The 20,194-nt window shown below is 37.0% G+C and carries 17 protein-coding genes; 16 read left to right on the top strand and 1 reads right to left on the bottom strand.

The window, feature by feature from the left end; translation table 11 throughout:
- Positions 1–34 precede the first annotated feature (34 nt).
- From panB to ACNSTQ_RS11140, 7 genes are all read left to right on the top strand, one after another.
- A complete protein-coding gene (panB, locus tag ACNSTQ_RS11170; RefSeq protein ID WP_418199899.1) occupies positions 35–871 on the top strand; it encodes a 3-methyl-2-oxobutanoate hydroxymethyltransferase in 837 nt (278 codons plus the stop codon).
- 3 nt (positions 872–874) lie between these two features.
- On the top strand, positions 875–1,723 hold the full coding sequence (panC, locus tag ACNSTQ_RS11165; protein ID WP_418199898.1) for a pantoate--beta-alanine ligase: 849 nt from the start codon (positions 875–877) through the stop codon (positions 1,721–1,723).
- Between the two features lie 46 nt (positions 1,724–1,769).
- Positions 1,770–2,153 carry an aspartate 1-decarboxylase gene (gene panD / locus ACNSTQ_RS11160; protein WP_418199897.1) on the top strand — a complete coding sequence of 128 codons (384 nt, stop codon included), beginning with the start codon at positions 1,770–1,772 and terminating at the stop codon, positions 2,151–2,153.
- A gap of 77 nt (positions 2,154–2,230) precedes the next feature.
- Positions 2,231–3,268, top strand: coding sequence for a tetratricopeptide repeat protein (locus tag ACNSTQ_RS11155; protein ID WP_418199896.1), 1,038 nt, complete (start codon positions 2,231–2,233; stop codon positions 3,266–3,268).
- A 33-nt stretch (positions 3,269–3,301) separates the two neighbouring features.
- Positions 3,302–6,121 carry an ATP-dependent DNA helicase DinG gene (gene dinG, locus ACNSTQ_RS11150; RefSeq protein WP_418199895.1) on the top strand — a complete coding sequence of 940 codons (2,820 nt, stop codon included), beginning with the start codon at positions 3,302–3,304 and terminating at the stop codon, positions 6,119–6,121.
- A 111-nt stretch (positions 6,122–6,232) separates the two neighbouring features.
- On the top strand, positions 6,233–7,117 hold the full coding sequence (locus ACNSTQ_RS11145; RefSeq protein ID WP_418199894.1) for a hypothetical protein: 885 nt from the start codon (positions 6,233–6,235) through the stop codon (positions 7,115–7,117).
- A gap of 49 nt (positions 7,118–7,166) precedes the next feature.
- On the top strand, positions 7,167–8,471 hold the full coding sequence (locus ACNSTQ_RS11140) for an amidohydrolase (protein ID WP_418199893.1): 1,305 nt from the start codon (positions 7,167–7,169) through the stop codon (positions 8,469–8,471).
- A 71-nt stretch (positions 8,472–8,542) separates the two neighbouring features.
- Here the strand turns inward: ACNSTQ_RS11140 and ACNSTQ_RS11135 are convergent, their stop codons facing one another.
- Positions 8,543–8,713 carry a hypothetical protein gene (locus tag ACNSTQ_RS11135; RefSeq protein WP_418199892.1) on the bottom strand — a complete coding sequence of 57 codons (171 nt, stop codon included), beginning with the start codon at positions 8,711–8,713 and terminating at the stop codon, positions 8,543–8,545.
- A gap of 112 nt (positions 8,714–8,825) precedes the next feature.
- On the opposite strand from ACNSTQ_RS11135, the gene ACNSTQ_RS11130 reads away from it, so the two are divergent.
- The 9 genes from ACNSTQ_RS11130 to ACNSTQ_RS11090 all read left to right on the top strand — a co-directional run bounded on the left by ACNSTQ_RS11130 (position 8,826) and on the right by ACNSTQ_RS11090 (position 20,191).
- Positions 8,826–8,996 carry a YpmA family protein gene (locus tag ACNSTQ_RS11130; RefSeq protein ID WP_275116522.1) on the top strand — a complete coding sequence of 57 codons (171 nt, stop codon included), beginning with the start codon at positions 8,826–8,828 and terminating at the stop codon, positions 8,994–8,996.
- 18 nt (positions 8,997–9,014) lie between these two features.
- The gene (locus ACNSTQ_RS11125) at positions 9,015–9,503 is read left to right on the top strand and encodes a DUF5590 domain-containing protein (protein ID WP_418199891.1); all 489 of its coding nucleotides are present in this window, start codon (positions 9,015–9,017) and stop codon (positions 9,501–9,503) included.
- Positions 9,504–9,604: 101 nt separating this feature from the next.
- Positions 9,605–10,789 carry a pyridoxal phosphate-dependent aminotransferase gene (locus ACNSTQ_RS11120; RefSeq protein WP_418199890.1) on the top strand — a complete coding sequence of 395 codons (1,185 nt, stop codon included), beginning with the start codon at positions 9,605–9,607 and terminating at the stop codon, positions 10,787–10,789.
- A 308-nt stretch (positions 10,790–11,097) separates the two neighbouring features.
- Complete coding sequence (gene asnS / locus ACNSTQ_RS11115; protein ID WP_418199889.1) at positions 11,098–12,393, top strand: asparagine--tRNA ligase; 1,296 nt, start codon at positions 11,098–11,100, stop codon at positions 12,391–12,393.
- Between the two features lie 278 nt (positions 12,394–12,671).
- On the top strand, positions 12,672–13,370 hold the full coding sequence (locus tag ACNSTQ_RS11110) for a DnaD domain-containing protein (protein WP_418199888.1): 699 nt from the start codon (positions 12,672–12,674) through the stop codon (positions 13,368–13,370).
- A gap of 19 nt (positions 13,371–13,389) precedes the next feature.
- Positions 13,390–14,049 carry an endonuclease III gene (gene nth, locus ACNSTQ_RS11105; protein ID WP_418199887.1) on the top strand — a complete coding sequence of 220 codons (660 nt, stop codon included), beginning with the start codon at positions 13,390–13,392 and terminating at the stop codon, positions 14,047–14,049.
- The gene (locus tag ACNSTQ_RS11100; RefSeq protein ID WP_418199886.1) at positions 14,049–14,561 is read left to right on the top strand and encodes a YpoC family protein; all 513 of its coding nucleotides are present in this window, start codon (positions 14,049–14,051) and stop codon (positions 14,559–14,561) included. Before nth ends, ACNSTQ_RS11100 begins: the two co-directional genes overlap by 1 nt.
- A gap of 153 nt (positions 14,562–14,714) precedes the next feature.
- Entirely contained in the window at positions 14,715–18,296 is a 3,582-nt protein-coding gene (locus tag ACNSTQ_RS11095; protein WP_418199885.1) for a dynamin family protein, read from the top strand.
- 290 nt (positions 18,297–18,586) lie between these two features.
- Entirely contained in the window at positions 18,587–20,191 is a 1,605-nt protein-coding gene (locus ACNSTQ_RS11090; RefSeq protein WP_418199884.1) for a class I adenylate-forming enzyme family protein, read from the top strand.
- Positions 20,192–20,194: the final 3 nt, after the last annotated feature.

Here is a 20,194-nt window from a genome sequence, read left to right as displayed (position 1 = left end):
ATTCAGTTTCCTCTATAAAAAAGGAGGAGAAACGATGAAAACATCAACAGATTTTAAGAAGATGAAAGTATCAAATGAAAAGATTGCGATGATAACAGCTTATGATGCACCATCAGCCAAGTTAGTCGAACAGGCTGGTGTGGACATGATCCTAGTCGGTGATTCACTCGGTATGGTAGTATTGGGCTATGACTCAACCGTTCCTGTTACCTTAGAGGATATGATCTTGCATACAAGGGCAGTAAAACGAGGTGCAAAGCAAACGTTTATCGTTACAGATATGCCGTTTCTTACGTACCATAGCTCCATTAGTGAGACGATGAATAATGCAAAACGTCTTATGCAAGAAGGCGGTGCACATGCAGTCAAAGTTGAAGGCAATGGGGAAGTTATTCAAACGATTGGAATGTTAACAAAAGCAGGCGTCCCTGTGGTTGCTCATTTAGGCTTAACTCCACAGTCCGTAGGGGTGCTGGGTGGCTATAAGGTTCAGGGGAAAGATAAAGAAAGTGCAAATGAACTCATAGAAGATGCAAAGAAAGTAGAGAGAGCTGGGGCAATTGCACTTGTGCTTGAATGTGTACCTAAACAATTAGGTGAATTTATTAGCAAACAGCTGACCATTCCTGTTATTGGTATTGGCGCTGGTGCTAACACAGACGGGCAAGTGTTAGTTTACCATGATGTCATTGGTTACGGTGGAGAATTTGTTCCGAAGTTTGTGAAGAAGTACGCGGACCTTTCACCTGTTATTCAACGAGCGGTTGCTGATTACGTTTCGGAAGTAAAAAATAAGCAGTTTCCAGAAGAGAAACATACGTTTACGATGAGTGAAGAACAACTCTCGCATCTTTATGGAGGCGTAAAATAGAAAATGAAAATTGTTGAAACAGTACAAGAGTTACAAAAGTTGATCAAGGAAGCAAAAAGAAATGAAAGCGTTATCGGCTTTGTTCCAACGATGGGTTTCCTGCATGAAGGACATATGAGCCTTGTAGAACAAGCTCAAAAAGAATGTGACCTTGTTGTCATGAGTATTTTTGTCAACCCGCTACAATTTGGACCAAATGAAGACTTTGACCGATACCCAAGAAATTTTGAACGTGACAGTCGATTAGCTCAAAATGCTGGTGTTGATGTTTTATTTTACCCAAATGTAAAAGAAATGTACCCGACAGAGTCAGCGATGAAGGTCATCGTTCATGATGGGGTAGATGTACTTTGCGGAAAAAGCCGGCCAGGACATTTTGATGGTGTCGCAACAGTTGTTTTAAAGTTATTTAATATTGTTACACCTGATCGAGCTTACTTTGGTATGAAAGATGCTCAGCAAGTAGCTGTTATTGAAAAAATGATCCGTGATTTTAACTTACAAGTAAGTCTAATCGGCTGTCCAACCCTTCGTGAAGAAGATGGTCTTGCCAAAAGTTCAAGAAATGTTAATCTAACTGAAGTGGAAAGAAAAGAAGCCACATCTATTTTTGACAGTTTACAACTAGCAAAAGACCTAATTGCCCAAGGGGATCGTAAGGCAGATCGCATTAAAGCAGAAATGACAACATTCTTAGAAAAAAGTAGTTCAGGCACTATTGATTACATTGAACTATTAACGTATCCAGATCTAAATCATCTTGACCAATTGGAAGGAAAAGTGATAATTGCCATTGCTCAACAATATTCAAGAGCCCGATTAATTGATAATATCGTATTAGATATAGAATAAGCTGAGCATTTTTTAATTGGGGAGAACCAAGGAGGAGAACAAAACAATGTTTCGTACAATGATGAAATCAAAAATCCACCGTGCCCGTGTCACTGAGGCCAACTTAAATTATGTAGGTAGTATTACAATTGATGAAGATATTATGGATCAAGTTAATATTCTTGAAAATGAAAAAGTTCAAATCGTAAATAATAATAATGGTCAACGCTTTGAGACCTATGTAATTGCTGGTCCAAGAGGAAGCAAAGTTTTCTGTGTAAATGGTGCTGCAGCGCGACTCGTACAAGAAGATGATGTAATCATTGTTATTGCATATGCACTTGTGGCTGAAGAAAAAATATTAGAACATGAACCAAAAGTCGCTATTATGAATGAAAAAAATGAAATAGTTGAAATGATTGGTACAGAGCCTGCTTCGACTGTTTTGTAAGGCAACTATTACTAACATAATCCCCCCTCATTAGAAGAAAACTGTTGGATAACAGCATCTATGAGGGGGGATTTTTTATGCAAAAAATAGAAATTAAACAATGGGAAATGATGATGGAACAATTGAAAAACAATTGGAAGAAAATTGGGGAAAATGAACGTAATGACTACATCAATGAACTAGCAAAATTAAACGAAGCCGTTTTAGATAAATGGGTTGAAATGGACGAAGAATTACATGTCTTAAAAGATGAGATTAAAAATTTTAGCTATGAGTGCACTAGTTATTCCTCAAAAGGCACTTCCTACTTTGAATTGGATTTATATCATCAAGCAATTGAAGAGTTTCTTAAAGAAATAAAGGCCCATCGACATCCTATTGTCAAATTATATCTCGCTTATTCATACTTATACGTCCAAAATTATGAAAAGGCCAAAGAGTGGTTTCTATACTTAATTCATAGTAAAGAGTCCATATCGAGCCAACATTTTGCTTATGTTGGTCTCGGTTGTTTAATGGCACAACAAGAAAAATATGACGAGGCTATTACCTATTTCGAAAAGTCCTTATCTCTTACCAACAATTCCGATGTAGTGTATAATTTAGGCATGTGTCACTTTTTACAGCACCAACCAAGCTTGGCTTTACCATATTTTAGAGAAGCCATTGAGTTACTTCCTGAAGATGGTGATGTATACTATTTTCTAGGTCGATGTTATGTTGAATTAGATAAATATGATCAAGCATGTCAAACATGGGTTACTGGGTTACAATTGGTTGAAAGCAAAGGAATGTTACAAACTTTAGCATACGAGATGGAGTGGATGGGCTATTACGCTGGAGCCATTCATTGTTATAAACGGTTACTTGCACTCGGTTTTGACGACACTGAAGTTTATCATGGGTTAGCATGGAACTACGGATTAATGGATATGCGTCAAAGTGCAGACAAACTTTTTATGCACTTAATTCAAGAGAACCCGTATCAAGTCAATTGTTGGATTTCGTATTTATGGTTATTACAAGCCTGGGGCGAAAAAACAAAGTTTGAAAAAGTACGTTCGTACTGTAACAGGCTCAATTTTTCTCACCCATTATTGGAGCAAATACTTTAAGTACAAGAATCAGTCACTCGAGAGGTGAAACTCGTGAAAGAAACACGCTTTGTCGTTGTAGATATAGAAACCACCGGTCATTCCCCGCAACAAGACCGGATTATTCAAATAGGTGCAGTGTTAGTTCAAGACGGCGAGATTATTGAGCGCTTTACTTCATTTGTTAATCCGCAAATGAATATCCCGCCATTTATCGAGTCATTAACGGGGATATCCGATGAAATGGTGGCGCTGGCCCCTACTCTTGAACAAGTCATACCTGAGTTACTGCACATGTTAGAGGGCTCATACTTTGTTGCCCATAATGTTCAATTTGATTTATCATTTTTACAAGCCCAGCTCGATGAGGTGGGTTATCATCCTTTTAAAGGACCAATCCTAGATACAGTTGAACTATCTCGATTGCTATTGCCTAATGAAGAAAGCTATAAGCTGCAGCAATTAGCTGAAAGTTTTAATTTTCAACATGATCGTCCTCATCAAGCCGATAGTGATGCAGAAGTTACTGCATTGCTGTTATTGAAAATGATACATAAGTTAGAAGGGTTACCACTAGTTACGCTACAGAAATTAAAAGAGATTACGACACGTCTGAAAAGTGATTTCAATACTTTATTGGAGCCTATAATTAGTAAAAGGTTGACAAGTTATAACGAAGAGGTTGAGCAGGACTTTGATATTTACCGCCAATTAGCAATTCGAAAAAAAACAGTGGAAGCTAATGGGGAAGAAGAAGTTTTAATTACACAGTCCCAACTCAAAGATTTTGTTGAAGATACATTTACAAATCTAAGTGAAATGAAAAAAAAATTCCCCAATTATGCAGTGCGTACAGGACAGCTAGAAATGATTGAAGCTGTCTCTGATGCCTATGAAAGCAGGAGTCATCTTTTAGTTGAAGCAGGTACAGGTACAGGCAAATCATTAGGCTACTTAATCCCATCGGTTTTTTATGCTAAAACTTATGGACGAAGGGTCGTAGTAAGTACTCATACTATTTTATTACAACAACAATTAATAGATAGTGATATCCCAGCATTAAAGAGTATGTTACCATTCACATTTAAGGCTGCACTGCTTAAAGGAAGAAGTCATTATTTATGTTTAAGAAAATTTGAACAGCGATTACAAAATCATTTAGATGATAATTATGATACATTATTATCTAAAGGACAAATATTAATCTGGCTTACAGAAACAACTACAGGGGATGTAGAAGAATTAAATTTACCTTCAGGCGGTCGAAGTTTCTGGCTGGAAATCCAAAGTGAGCCTAATTCATGCTCGGGACCACAATGTCCTTGGTTTTCAAGATGTTTTTATCAACATGCGAAAAAAATGGCTCAAAAAGCAGACATTATTATTACAAATCATGCGTTATTATTTACAGATGTTGCTCAAAACCATTCGATTATCCCAAGTTATTCTCAAGCCGTGATTGATGAGGCCCATCATTTTGAAGACGTAGCAAGTAATCATTTAGGGGTATCGATTGACTTTCATCAAATGGCATTTTTATTTAATCGATTGGCTAATTCGAAACAAGCTATTTCCTCTGTGTTTGGCAAATGCGGGCAAGTGCCTGCGGCCGATGAGAAGCAATCCTTAGAGATGAAGATTGAAACGTGTAAATTTGAAATTGATGAACTGTTTCGTATGCTGCATAGTTACGTAATAAAAATGAAAAAATCGTCTTCGACAGAGGTAGGTCGGTTATCCTATCGTTACTGTGCACCGAATGAGCATGGATCGTTATGGCAGAGCATCTTAGAGTGTGGTCTTCGAGTTTACACGTTTTTAAAAGAGTTAAACCGACAGCTGGAATATTACGTACAACATTTAAATGACAACGTAGACGATCTTTCTTGGGAAGACAGAGGAACTATTGCTGATTTCCAAGGTGTAACTAATGATTTTGAAGAAACGAAACAGATCATCGAGCAACTCCTTCTCGAATATGATCCTAACGCAGTGTATTGGATTGAAATTGAGGAAAAAGGAGCTAAAAATGCAACATACTTGTTTAAGAAGCAAGTGCAATTAAAAGAAACATTAGCAGATGAATTTTTTGCAAAGAAAGATTCAGTTATTTTGACATCGGCTACTCTTTCTGTAAAAGAATCCTTTTCTTACTTTATTGAACGGTTGGGGTTAGAAGATTTTGGACCAAAGTCGCTTATCATTCCTTCTCCTTTTGATTACAGAAGTCAGTCCAAATTATATATTCCAACAGATACATTCAGCATTAATGAGGAACCTGAATTGTTTGTTTCAGATATTGCAGAAAAGATTATAAAGATCGCTCATGTAACTAAAGGGCGAATGCTCATCTTGTTTACATCCTTTAAGATGTTAAAGCAAACATACCAGATCATCAAAGAACGTATGGGAGAGGATGAGTTTTATCTAATCGGACAAGGAATTAATAGTGGCAGCCGAACAAAGTTAATAAAAACGTTCAAACAAAGTGACCAAGCCATTCTTTTTGGTACAAGTAGTTTTTGGGAAGGTATTGATATTCCGGGTGAGGACTTAAGTTGTTTAGTCATCATTCGCCTGCCTTTTTCACCACCTGATGATCCGGTTTTACAGGCACGATCGGAACATATGAAGTTAGAGGGAAAAAACCCATTTATGAATTTAGCGCTGCCGCAAGCTATTATAAGGTTTAAACAAGGGGTAGGGCGACTCATTCGTTCGGAAGGGGATCGTGGCGTGATCGTCGTTATGGATCAAAGAGTAAATTCAACGCGCTACGGGAAAATGTTCTTACTATCCGTTGAAGATGTCCCTGTCCTAAAGGTCAACACAAACGAGTTACTAACTGATTTAAAAGACTGGTATCAGTCGTAAGGTAAAATATCATTATACGCGAACCACAGGCATACATTAGTTTTAGTAACATAACTTTGCCATATTTGTTACAAACTAATACGGTTAATGGAAAATTCGGAGGTTTCGCGTATGCAGATGCTTATTAAACGGCTGGCATGCTTCTTTTTTTGCATGTTTTTATTAGCTGGTTGCCAGGTAGTGTCAGTAGTAAATGTAACAAATGAATTGGAGGTTGAATTTTCTTTAGATGATGACGAGATCGCTTTTACCTATTTTGATCTTCCTAGTGGTGAAGCAACATTAATTCAATCTGGACAAGGAGGAACAGTCTTAATTAATACAGGCGACTCATTGTCACAAATAGAATTGGCAAAAAAGTTACATATGTATCATGTTGAAACAATCGATTCTTTAATTGTAACGAATCATGGTAAGGAATATAGTGGGAATATTGAGTGGCTTGTAGATCATTATCAAATCTCTTCAATTATCGTTCCTAACGCCAATAAAGGAACAATAGAAGCTCAATTGCAACAAAACAACGGAAAAATAGTCGGTTGGAAAGAAGGAGAGAAGCATGAAGTTCTTCCTAATCTAAAGACCGAAGTGTTATTTACTGGTGAGAATGATGCAGTTGATCCTTGCTTAGTCCTTTCTTTTACATATGGAGAACACCGTACGTTATATATGGGACTTGCAGATTCTAAAATAGAGGAAATTCTAGCTTCTCAGTATGATTTGAAATCAACGATTCTTAAGGTCGGTCATTTTGGTAGTTCGAATGGTACGTCACAGGAATTCCTTGAAGAAGTAGATCCTCAAGTGGCCATTCTTTTTTCACTTGAGGGAAAACGGCCTAGCGAATATGTATTAGAACGATTACAAGAAACATGGATTGATGTTTATCAAACAAAAAAAATAGGTGCAGTATCGATTAAGTGTACGTTAGACAATTATGAAATTTGGACGGTACGCGCAAGTGGGCAGGAGTTTCATATCGCCGTATCGAATTGAAAAAGTCTAGCCAAGAGAATTAATTAGAACAGAAGGGATTCACATAAGTATGGACAAAGTTTTTTATAACGGAGTCATTATTACAGCTAATGAAAATGACGAAGTATATTCATCGGGCTATGTACATGTGAAAGATGAAAAATTTATTGAGGTAGGTTCAGGGTATCCTAATCACATAAAATCGGAAAAAGTCAAATTTTATAATTTAAATGGACAATGGCTCCTTCCAGGGTTAATAAATACACACGGGCATACACCGATGACGCTTTTACGAGGTCATTCTGACGATTTACCGCTTAAGCGGTGGCTGCAAGAAAAAATGTGGCCGATGGAGCAAAAACTTACTCGCGAAGCTGTAATCGCAAGCTCAAAGCTAGCCATGGTTGAGATGCTGAAGTCTGGGACAACAACATTTCTTGATATGTATCACTTGTTTCTTGATGATATTGCTAATATCGTTGAGGAAGTAGGTATGAGAGCTGTTATTACCCGTGGGATTATTGGTTTATGTAGCAGAGAAGAGCAAAAAGCTAAGCTCAACGAAGCGATTGCAATAGCTAAACATTGGCATGGTAAAGGGAATGGACGAATAACAGCGATGTTGTCTCCACATTCACCCTATCTATGCCCACCTGACTATATTGCGGAAATTGCAAGTGAAGCTAGGGCACTAGGTTTACCTGTTCATACCCACATGTCTGAAACTGCTCAAGAAGTTGAGGAAAACGTAAATAAGTATGGAAAGCGACCAGTTGAACTTTTACAGAATACTGGATTTTTTGATGGAGAAGCATTAGTAGCACATGCGGTTCATGTGAATGATGAAGAATTAGAAATTCTTGCTAAACATCAAGTTGCGGTTTCTCACAACCCAATGAGTAACTTAAAACTTGGTTCAGGAATTGCACCTATTCAAAAGATGCTTGCCAAAGGAATAACCGTGTCCATAGGTACAGATAGTGTAGCATCTAATAATAACCTGGATTTAATTCAGGAAATGCGAACAGCTGTGTTATTACAAAAAGGGATAAATGAAGATCCCACTTCGGTTAAGTCAACGGAAGGAATTAAGTTGATTACTGGTAATGGCGCAAAAGCGTTAGGATTACAGAATACAATAGGTGCCATTAAAAGAGGATTCGACGCAGACTTTATCATTATGCAAGAACAGCAAGCACATCTCCAACCGGCAATGAATGCCCTATCTCATGTCGTATACTCTTCCAGTGGTGCAGATGTAGTAGATGTGTATGTCAAAGGTAAGCAACTAGTTAAAAACAGTGAGTGTTTATTTCTTGATGAAGAAAAAATTATTGCAGAATGCAATGACCATTATGGAAAGATGCTAAGGTAATAAAATAAATCCTGTACCATTAAGATACAGGATTAATGAGGTGTGAGTAGGAGTTATTTTTTGTAACTGTTTTACCCGCGATTTAGCAGCGATGGAAATTGAGTCTGTCTTATACTACATCTTATTTTTTTTGCTTGATTAGAACGTACTGGAGACGAAAGAGAGAACCATTCTTTTTCTTGTTGGAACTGTTCAGCTGTTGAGAGCTGAGAGTAGGGCCATTGTATTTGATTGTGTTTCAATTGCTACTCCTCCTTTATGGGAGCTTACTTATAGTATAGCCTTTGTGAACGATGTGTATGTTAGAAATCGTTACTCAAATAGGAAGAAGTTAATATTTTTGGAGGAATAATTATGGAACAGAAAATGGTTGTTTTATCTACCGTAAAGATTGAAAAGTCACCGGATGTTTATAAAGTGGTTGATGCTTTAAATCGAACTTTGAAAGAAAAAGACCTCATGTTTGGGCTAGCTTTAGATGACGAAGAAGCAAATAAGATGGTGTTTACCATTTACCGAACATAAAAGATTGGTGATTAGTTTATGAAAAAGTGGGTTATAACAATTGTATGTGCGCTTTTAATCGCAGCTATCGGGATGTCTATATACTTTTACCAAAACATGCGTTCACCAATTACAGAGCAAGAACAATTGGCAATAGAAAGAGCATTGAATGAAACGGAAATAGGTATAATTGAAGATGTTTCCTTTTACCATGGTACTCAGCCATATGTCGTCATTAAAGGTCAACAAGAAGATGGTGAAACGGATCTTATCGCTTGGGTTGGACAAGAGGCAGAAAGCATTGTTGTCAAACCAGCGAAGAATGGGTTAACTGAAGAAGAAGTTAGACAATTTGCAGTTAGTGAATTAGCCCCTAAAAGGCTTCTTGCTGTCCGTCTTGGATTGGAAAATCGTTTGCCTATATACGAAATTACATATATAGATCAAAATGACCGGTACTCTTTTTATTATATTACCTTTGAAGATGGTACATTTGTAAAAAGGTATAGTCTAAAGACAGATGACTAAATCAAAATCATTCAATTTTTCAGATATCGGTTGATTCATGTTTTTACAATGATTATAGTAGTAGTGTGTATCTAAATGTAGAATAGAAAAGAGGAGAGAAAATGAAGTTAGCGAAAAGAGTTTCAACATTAACGCCATCATCGACATTGGCAATTACTGCAAAAGCCAAAGCACTTCGTGAACAAGGCCATGATGTGATCGGATTAGGTGCGGGTGAACCTGACTTTAACACTCCACAATATATTATCGATGCTGCTGTAAAGTCAATGGAGGAAGGTCAAACAAAATATACACCGTCTGGTGGTTTACCAAAATTAAAAGATGCTGTCATCGGTAAATTTAAAGAGGATCAGAACATTACATATTCTGCAAACGAAATTATCGTTTGTTCTGGAGCAAAACATGCTCTTTATACACTTTTCCAAGCGATATTAGATGAAGGAGACGAGGTCATCATTCCTACTCCTTATTGGGTTAGTTACCCTGAGCAAGTAAAGCTTGCAGACGGTAATCCAGTTTACATTGAAGGAAAAGAAAGCAATGAATTTAAAGTAACGAAAGAACAATTAGAAGCAGCTATAACTAATCGAACGAAAGCATTTATCTTAAATTCTCCAAGTAATCCAACGGGATCCATGTACAGTGAAGAAGAAATGAGAGCACTTGGGGAAGTTTGTTTAAAGCATGATATACTTATTGTTTCAGACGAGATCTACGAAAAGCTTGTATACGATGGAGCGGTTCACACGTCGATTGCTCAACTTTCTGATGAGTTGAAAGAGCAGACGATCATTATTAATGGCGTATCTAAATCTCACTCAATGACAGGTTGGAGAATCGGTTATGCGGCTGGTAATGCAGAAATTATTAAAGCGATGACAAACCTTGCAAGTCATAGTACGTCCAACCCGACAGCGAATGCACAATTTGGTACCATTGCAGCTTACACGGAAGACGATGGTTCAGTTGAAAATATGCGTCAAGCTTTCGAAGAGCGTCTTCATAAAGTATATGAGCAGTTAGTTGCAATTCCTGGTCTTTCATGCGTTAAACCCAAAGGAGCCTTCTACTTATTCCCAAATGCAAAAGAAGCTGCCATAAACTGTGGGTACGATAATGTTGATGACTGGGTAACTGCTTTATTAGACGAAGAAAAGGTAGCTCTTGTCCCTGGTTCAGGTTTTGGAGCACCAGAAAATGTTCGTCTTTCTTATGCTACTTCACTTGAAGCGATACAAGAAGCATTGACAAGAATTGAACGTTTCATTGAAAAAAAGAGTAAGTAATAAATTCTGTTAAAAAGGTTGACAGACCAAGAAGTGCTGTCAACCTTTTTTCAATAGAGTAAGAATGTATAAAATTATAAGGTGTCTAGGTCCAGGTGCCATCGGCTCGAGGTCCCTTCAGGCCAGCAAGCGTATCTTAAAAGAAAGACACGTATTGCTGGCCCTCCAGCGCTTGTCGCCGATAAGCAGGCGCCTTGCGCTTTTCTTGTATGAAAACTTGCTCAAAATTAGTAAAAGCTTGTATAATGGTTGTTGGTATATATACAATTATACATAGAAAATATACATATATTGCTGGAGGGAAAATAGTGAATAAGACGACAATTTCAACGGTCGGGCAATTTGTCGGACAAGAGGTCAAAATAGGTGCTTGGTTAGCTAACAAACGCTCAAGCGGGAAAATTGCATTCTTACAATTAAGAGATGGAACTGGATTTATACAAGGTGTTGTTGTAAAAGCAGAAGTTGGAGAAGATATATTTTTAAAAGCTAAAAATATGACTCAAGAGTCTTCATTGTATGTAACAGGTATTGTTCGTGAAGATGAAAGAGCACCGTCTGGTTTTGAATTAACAGTAACAAATGTTGAGGTTATTCACGAGGCAGTAGATTACCCAATCACACCAAAAGAGCATGGAACAGAATTTTTAATGGATCACCGTCATTTATGGTTACGTTCTAAAAAGCAACATGCCAATATGAAAGTACGAAATGAAATCATTCGTGCAACCTATGAATTTTTTAATAAAGAAGGATTCGTAAAAGTTGACCCGCCAATTCTGACAGGAAGTGCTCCTGAGGGAACAACTGAATTATTTGCAACAAAATACTTTGATGAAGATGCATACCTTTCTCAAAGTGGACAACTTTATATGGAAGCGGCTGCGATGGCGCTCGGTAAAGTATTCTCATTTGGTCCAACATTCCGTGCAGAAAAATCAAAGACTCGTCGACACCTCATTGAATTCTGGATGATTGAACCAGAAATGGCGTTTTATGAGTTTGAAGATAACTTAAAAGTACAAGAAGAGTATGTCGCATATGTGATTCAATCTGTATTAAAGAACTGTAAGATTGAATTAAACGCATTAGGAAGAGATACGAGTAAGCTTGAAAATATCGTTGCACCATTCCCGCGTATTACGTATGATGATGCAATTAAACTTTTACATGAAAAAGGTTTTGATGATATTGTTTGGGGCGATGATTTCGGTGCACCACACGAAACAGCAATTGCTGAAACATATGATAAGCCTGTGTTCATAACACACTACCCAACTAGCTTAAAACCATTCTATATGCAACCAGATCCAAACAATGACAAAGTCGTTCTTTGTGCGGATATGATAGCTCCAGAAGGATACGGTGAAATCATTGGCGGATCAGAACGTATTCATGATCATGATTTGCTTGCTGAAAGAATGAAAGAACATGATTTAGACCCAGCTGCTTATAAGTGGTACGCAGAGCTACGCAAATACGGTTCCGTTCCTCACTCTGGATTTGGATTAGGACTAGAGCGAACAGTAGCATGGATTTGTGGGGCAGAACACGTTCGTGAAACGATCCCGTTCCCTCGCTTATTAAACCGTCTGTATCCATAAGTAAAAAGATAAGCAAGACCTATAAAAAAGAATAAAGGGTCAGACCTTCATAGCTATAGACACAGCTACAAGGTCTGACCTTTTTGTTGCCTCATACAATTAGAAGTAACGAAAAAAGGTAGATTATAAAGGGAGAAGATACCCCAAATAAATAGACATAAACGATCGAATACATCATTTAAAATGACAGCGATAACAGTTCATAATAGGGAAAACTGTCGAGTAATGCCAAATGATGTTGATGGAGTTACGTGTTATAATAATCATGAGGTGTTTTTATGAATAATCGTTTTTTAATGCAATGGATCACTGAAGGTCAACTATCAGTCCCAAGGCTTTTACTTAAAAATTATCGAAAAATTGGCTTAAACGAGGAAGAGTTTGTTCTACTTCTTCAAGTATATGACTTTTTATCAGAACAACATTCATTTCCGACTCCAGAAAATTTATCAGCAAGAGGTCCGTCTTCATTAGAGTGTGCTAGAATCCTTGGTCAATTATTGAAAAAAGGCTATCTATCTATTGAAGAACATGTAGATGAAGATGGGATACTTTTTGAATCATATAGTATTGAACCGTTATGGGAAAAGTTAATCCACGTAATGACTAATGAAAAAATAGAGCAGGAAAATGAAGTGAAACAGCAAGAAGAGTTTAATATTTACTCCGTTTTTGAACAGGAATTCAGTCGACCACTATCACCGATTGAATGTGAAACGTTAGCGATGTGGCTAGATCAGGACCATCATTCACCAGAAATCATTCGTGCCGCATTACGTGAGTCTGTCGTTTCAGGAAAACTAAACTTTCGATACATCGATCGTATTTTGTTTGAGTGGAAGAAAAATGGTGTTCAAACATTACAACAAGCACGCGCATACGGCGAAAAATTCCGTAAGTATCAACAATCAAAGCAACCGACACAAGAAAAGCGAAAAGTGGAACCTTTTCCTACGTATAACTGGTTAGAGAAGTAGTTTTGGAGGTCAACGAATAATGCTTACGAAAAAAGATATTCAGTATGTACTAGAAACAATGGGGGAAATGTTTCCAGAAGCAGAATGTGAATTAACCCATTCTAATCCTTTTGAACTAACAATAGCTGTTCTTCTATCAGCTCAGGCAACGGATGTACTCGTTAATAAAGTTACTCCGGGTTTATTTGCCAAGTATAAAACACCTGAAGACTATGTAGCTGTTCCTTTAGAAGAATTAGAAAATGACATACGTCGTATTGGTTTATTTAGAAGTAAAGCAAAAAATATTAAAAAGCTTGCGCAATCATTAATTGAGCAATATAACGGTGAAATCCCTACTGAACGTGATGAGCTTATGAAATTAGCTGGAGTAGGACGAAAGACAGCTAATGTTGTCGTATCCGTCGCCTTCAATACACCTGCGATTGCAGTTGATACACATGTCGAACGAGTATCCAAGCGACTAGGCATTTGTCGTTGGAAAGACAATGTACGTGAAGTGGAAGAAACATTAATGAAAAAAATACCGAAAGAACAATGGTCGGTTACCCATCATCGACTCATTTTTTTTGGTCGTTATCATTGTAAGGCTCAATCTCCACAATGTGAGATTTGTCCTTTATTAGACATTTGTCGAGAAGGGAAAAAACGAATGAAAGCCAAAGGAGCGAAAGGGTAATGCAAAAAAGTTACCCTGTTCCTTTATCCTTTCGTGTATTCCCGTTCTATGTAGAAGAAACTAAATTTAATTCGAGTAATCAAGACCAGGCATCAACTATTTTATTTTATGATGATATGCTAGAGGCACTCAATGAACCGAACAGCAAACCGTGGTTTGAGTCAACCACCCACGTACCCGAGCTTTTTGTACAGTGGAAGGAAACAATAGACGATCTCAATGAATTGTATTCGAAACGCGACCGAAAAGCGGCCAAACCAGTAATGATCCGGATGGTTGCTCAATTAATTCAAGCCATATATTGGACAAACCATGTACCTGTTACCAACCTTGAGCAATTAGAACTTCACATCAATCAACTCCATTATAAACCGGTAAACATAAGTGAACGAATTGCTTTTATACGAAGAGAGCCAGATCATTTTCATTCTTATAACCAGTTAAAGGCCTTATTTGAGGAAACCGAGAAAATGTACTATCGCTCACTAACTCAAAAAGATTTAAGCATATAATTCACTTTCGTGCAGTACCTCACATATCCATATAAATAGTTCATGCTATTGAAGAACTGGAATGGTTAACATCTGTCAATAAAATTTAATTACGTTCTTCTCATTTTTTAGAAAATTCGTTATAGTAAAGGGATAAGGATGGTGTGGAGACATATGACAGTTGTAAAAGAGAAATTAAAAACAGAATTAATTCCGTACTCTCAAGAAGAACGATATCGCCTTGAGAAATTAGCAGAAAAACAAGATAAAAAAACATTTGAGGTTGCTTTTTGCGGACATTTCTCAGCAGGTAAATCAACGATATTGAATACATTACTTGGAGCGGAAGTGTTACCGACAAGCCCAATTCCTACAAGTGCTAACATTATCGGCATTAAGAATGGAGAGCTAGGCTTAACACTACATACGAAAGACGGCGAGGAAAAGCAGTGGAAAGGTGAAATTCCTTGGACACAAGTACGTGAATGGGGAATGAATGGGAATGAAATCTCGAATATGGTCATTACGGCACCGTTACCGTTTTTAGGGGAACATAGCTGTATACTTGACACACCAGGGGTCGATTCTACCGATGAATCGCATGAAGCAGTAACAGTTGATCAATTATATACGACAGATGCTATTGTTTATGTTATGGATTACAACCATGTTCAATCCGAAACGAACTTATATTTTTTAAAACAGCTTTCCCTTGAAAAGAAACCGATATATATCATAATAAACCAAGTGGATAAGCACAATGAACAAGAAATCCCATTATCCGTATTTAGACAATCGGTTCAAGATGTGTTTAGTCGTTGGGAAATCCGACATCTAGGATTATTTTTTACAACGATGAAAAAGCCAGACCATCCATTAAATCAATTTAAGACGTTTGAAAAAACGATTAAATCCTTACTTTTTCATAGTGATAAATTGTTAAATGGATCAAGGTTACGACTCGAACAAGGTTTTTACCAAGCGGTTGAAAATCGACTACAAGAAGACAAACTTGATGCAGTTGATCAACTGCTAGATGAGATGAAAGAAAAAGGCTATGAGACTTCCCAATTAGATGAGCAACAACATCTAAAGACAAAACTAGTAGAAGTTCGCCATTATGACAAGGCAATTTATAAATCGTTTGATGATGAATTAGGCGGTCTTTTTAAAGATGTTATCTTATTCCCATATACAACGACAGATCTTGCGAGAAATTGGATTGAAAGTATTCAACCCGGCTTTAAAGTAGGTTTTTTATTTGCAAAGAAAAAGACGCAAGAAGTTCAAGATGAACGGTTAAGACTACTCGTTCAAGACTTGCAAGATAAAGTGAAAACACAATTGTTGTTCCATGTTCAAGCTTACTTTCAAAAGATTGACCGAATGAAATTATCAAACGTAGCAGAGTTAGAAGCAGCGATTAATCAGCTGTCTTTTGAAGTAACAGATGAGTTACTCAAAAAGAATGTTAAATCAGATCATGCAAGTCGTGACTATGTGTTTGCATTTTCAAAAGAAATTACTTCAATTATTGTAAGAGACATTCGTAACAAGGCTAGAGAAATTGTTGATTTACAAATTGAAGGATTAAAGGAAGCTTATCGTGAAGAAGAAAAAGCGCTAGAAGCCCAATTAGCTAAGTTTAAAGATATTGAGACCTATGTAGAACAAGTAAATCAAGTTAAAGCCAACTTTGACGAAAACATCGAGATCGTTAAAGACCAAATATCAACATATCCTCCAGAGCGAGAATATAATGAAGAGATTAAAAATGCTTCAAGTCAATCGTATCCTGAAAAACTGGAAAATGGTTTTGCTAATGTGGTTTTACCAGAAGAAGGGGTTATTGATACGAGTTGGGAAGTGACAGAAGAAAAGTCAGCGGTTGATTTTTCTGAAGAAGAGACGTTGACATGGTTACAGTCGATTAAGAATGTTCTACATGACCACAAAGATCAAGTGATCGTTTCTCAGGAACGTAATCACTTAATGGAACGAATTCATCGTTATGAAAATCAAACGTTCATCATTTCATTGTTTGGTGCATTCAGTGCGGGTAAATCAAGCTTTGCGAATGCTTTATTAGGAGAAAATATTTTACCGGTATCACCGAATCCAACGACGGCAACGGTTAATACGGTTGAACAATCAACTGCAGATTACCCTCATGGAACAGCAAAGGTGACCGTGAAATCGGTAGATGCATTAAATTACGAAATTAAATCTGTCAGTGAGCAACTAGATGAATCGTTAGACCTTGAACGACTTGCTCAATGGAAGCCGAATATGAAAGACTATGTTTCTAGTTGGCAAAAAACATATGCTGAGTATTTGTTAACGATTCAGCAAAGTATTGCTTCTACTGAATGGAAATTAGGCAGTGAATTTAGTGTGTCTCACGAAGAAATGCAATCATTAGTTGCTGAAGAAAGTAAAGCGTGTTTAATTGAAAAAGTAAATATATACTTTGATAGCGCAATTACCAAAAAAGGAATTATTCTTGTCGATACTCCAGGTGTCAACTCGATCCACGGTCGCCATACCAATGTGGCTTTTCAACAAATGCGCCAATCTGATGCCATCTTCTATTTAACGTATTATAACCATGCCTTCTCAAAAGCTGACCAATATTTCCTTCAACAGATGGGGAAAGTTAATGAAAGCTTTGGTCATGATAAGCTTTATTTCGTTATTAACGCTGCGGATTTAGCTAGTAGTGAAGGAGAGTTAAATGGAGTTCGAAAACATGTGTATGATCAGTTGAGACGCAACGGTATTGAAAAACCAAGGTTGTATCACCTTTCTAGTAAAGAAGGGCTTCAAGCTAAAAAAGAACATTTTGAAAATGAAACAACATTTGCTGCGTTTGAACGTTCTTTTTACGAATATACGATCTTAGAACTTAAACAACTAAGTGTCAAAATGATCACTGAAGAGCTGAGACAGTTTACGAATAAGATTAAAGATAGTATTTCTTTTATGAATGAAGAGGCTAATGAGCAAAAGCTTAAGCATGAAAAACTTAAGCAAACAATTGAAGTTGAAATAGATAATGTTCAAAAGGCATCGTTCTCCTTTGCACTAAGAGATATATTACTGGAATTTGATCAACTTGTTTTATATTTGCGTGATCGTATGCGCTTCGTCTTAAATGATTACTTTGCAAGTGCGATTAACGTAGCTGTTTTAACTGGAAATAGTAAAAAGGAACTTCATGAACAGTTGACAGGAGCGATAAAAGAATGGCGTGGCTTAGGAGAATACTTCTTAAAACAAGAGCTGGAAGCTACCGTCATCCGAATGGAAGAAAAAATGAAAGCGCGTGCGAAAAGCTGGTTAAATGATCAAATTACCATGCTTCAAAAAGAGTTACCGTACATTTATTGTGAAGCGGAAATCGAGATAGCTGCTATTACTGTTGAACTAAGTGATACGGCTCTAACAGTAGATACGAAAAAGTATTTACCATTGTTGAAATCTAAAAAGGATTTCTTTGAAAATGGTGTAGTAAAACAATTTAAAGAATTAATTGTGGCTGACGGGGTCGAAAGTTCTAGGGAAATGATCAATGTAAGCTCGAAGATAATGTCTAATGAATTTGAACAGAAGCTTCAAACTATCGAACAGGACTTAAAACACCGTTTAATAGAGGCAATACAAAACGAGCTTAATCGATTTGAAGCTTTGTTTGATGCAGAAGCCAAATCAGCGTTAATGAACGAATATGAAGAGTTGAAGAGATTTGTTTACTAAAAGGATTGTGTGTGTATCATAAATAGTATCAATTATAGATAAGAAATAGACGACTTAAATTCAGGAAGTGGATTTATAGTCGTCTTTTTGTTGAGAGACTTTATCAGTGAGCAAACCTAAGCCTCAGTCGGAGCTTAAACTTGTTTAATTTAAGAATAATTTTAGGATGTTCGAATAGGTATATAAGGAAATTGCTAGAACAAGCGGATTTTAGAAAACGCTTACATAAATGTAACTAAATCTACTATGTTACAAAATAAATGAACAAAAAGAAAAGGAGGAGGAAAGATGTGCAAAAATACTGGAATGAAGTTGAAAGGTTAATTCATGAGGAGGAAGTAGCTGGTGTTCCGATGAAAGTTTACAAGGAAAGGCCTTCTAACATTAGTGAAACATTAACTGAAAGTGTTAAATGTTATCCAGATAAAATAGCAGTCGTTCATCAAAATGAACGACTGACTTATCGGCAATTACAAGAGCAAGTAAATAATGCAGCTTATCAATTCAAATATAAGTATGGAGTCCAAAAGGGAGATCGAATTGCACTATTGTTAATGAATGGTATCCCATTTGTGGTTAGTGTCTATGCGATCTTACAACTCGGAGCCGTAGCCGTGCCATTAAATACAAAATTAAAGTCTCAGGAATTAAAGTACATGATCAACAACTCTGGAGCAAGAATGATTATTGCTAATCTAGAATGGTGGCCGAATATTAAATCTGTAGTAGAAGAGACAAACATTGAACATGTTTTTATTACAGATACAAAAATTCCAGAAGGAACAAAACCATATATTAATCTCGTAAATACACCGGCTGAAACGATTGTAGACGAAGCAGTTGACGAACATGATAGCGCATTTATCATGTATACATCTGGTACAACCGGAAGACCAAAAGGGGCTTTAATTTCACATTTCAATATGATTCATACGGCATTGAATTACAAGTATTGTTATAATCTATCATCTGATGATCACACAGTCATTGCTGTTCCTGTGTTTCATATTACAGGTCTAGCCGCACAGTTAGTACCATTTATATTTTTAGGCGGGAAGGCAGTCCTCCTATCAATGTTTAAACCAAAAGAATTTCTACAAACATTGCAGGATGAACAAATCACTCATGTCATTGCCTCACCTACGGTCTATGTTATGACATTGCTAGATCCAGACCATGAGACATTTGATGTATCTCCCCTAAGAGTAGGTGGTTTTGGAGGCGCTCCTATGCCGAGTGAGACGTTAAAAGCACTAAAAAAATGGGTTCCAGGAATTGAATTGCATAATTCCTATGGATTAACAGAAACGTCATCTCCTGTCGTTATTATGCCTCATGAGTTGCAACTGCAAGAGATAGCTGCAGTAGGACCTACAGTGCCAGTTGCTGAAGTAAAAGTAGTAGATCCTGAAACGAAGAAAGAGTTAGCTCCAGGAGAAGTAGGAGAATTGCTATTTAAAGGGCCGATGGTCATTCAAAAGTACTGGGAGAATGAAGAAGCAACTACAAAAGCAATTAGAGGTGGATGGTTTTCATCAGGGGACTTAGGAGTCCTCGATGAAAAGGGCATTATTACAATTAAAGATAGACTTAAAGATATGATCAATCGTGGTGGTGAAAAGATATATTCCGTTGAACTGGAGGAGGTATTGTACTCCAATCAAAAAATTATGGAAACAGCTGTTGTTGGAGTACCGGATAAAACATATGGTGAAGTCGTTAAAGCTTGTGTGGTCCCGCGTAAGGGTGAAGGCTTAACAGTGGAAGAAGTGAGACAATGGGTTCGAGATCGACTCGCCAAATATAAGGTACCAACTTATGTTGAAATCATGGATGTATTGCCAAGAAACCCAAATGGGAAAGTGATCAAGACTGAATTAAGATACATTCCGTAAGTT

Source organism: Alkalihalobacterium sp. APHAB7 (assembly GCF_048323755.1).
Classification (GTDB): Bacteria; Bacillota; Bacilli; order Bacillales; family Bacillaceae_F; genus Alkalihalobacterium.
The sequence above is the reverse complement of the archived record's forward strand: the minus strand, read 5'-3'. Positions and strand labels throughout refer to the sequence as shown.

Coding starts and splice junctions, on each gene's coding strand:
- ACNSTQ_RS11110 (WP_418199888.1), top strand. CDS start 12,672: ATGAATAATCGTTTTTTAATGCAATGGATCACTGAAGGTCAACTATCA.
- ACNSTQ_RS11100 (WP_418199886.1), top strand. CDS start 14,049: ATGCAAAAAAGTTACCCTGTTCCTTTATCCTTTCGTGTATTCCCGTTC.
- panC (WP_418199898.1), top strand. CDS start 875: ATGAAAATTGTTGAAACAGTACAAGAGTTACAAAAGTTGATCAAGGAA.
- panB (WP_418199899.1), top strand. CDS start 35: ATGAAAACATCAACAGATTTTAAGAAGATGAAAGTATCAAATGAAAAG.
- ACNSTQ_RS11120 (WP_418199890.1), top strand. CDS start 9,605: ATGAAGTTAGCGAAAAGAGTTTCAACATTAACGCCATCATCGACATTG.
- ACNSTQ_RS11095 (WP_418199885.1), top strand. CDS start 14,715: ATGACAGTTGTAAAAGAGAAATTAAAAACAGAATTAATTCCGTACTCT.
- nth (WP_418199887.1), top strand. CDS start 13,390: ATGCTTACGAAAAAAGATATTCAGTATGTACTAGAAACAATGGGGGAA.
- panD (WP_418199897.1), top strand. CDS start 1,770: ATGTTTCGTACAATGATGAAATCAAAAATCCACCGTGCCCGTGTCACT.
- ACNSTQ_RS11155 (WP_418199896.1), top strand. CDS start 2,231: ATGCAAAAAATAGAAATTAAACAATGGGAAATGATGATGGAACAATTG.
- ACNSTQ_RS11140 (WP_418199893.1), top strand. CDS start 7,167: ATGGACAAAGTTTTTTATAACGGAGTCATTATTACAGCTAATGAAAAT.
- ACNSTQ_RS11130 (WP_275116522.1), top strand. CDS start 8,826: ATGGAACAGAAAATGGTTGTTTTATCTACCGTAAAGATTGAAAAGTCA.
- ACNSTQ_RS11145 (WP_418199894.1), top strand. CDS start 6,233: ATGCAGATGCTTATTAAACGGCTGGCATGCTTCTTTTTTTGCATGTTT.
- ACNSTQ_RS11125 (WP_418199891.1), top strand. CDS start 9,015: ATGAAAAAGTGGGTTATAACAATTGTATGTGCGCTTTTAATCGCAGCT.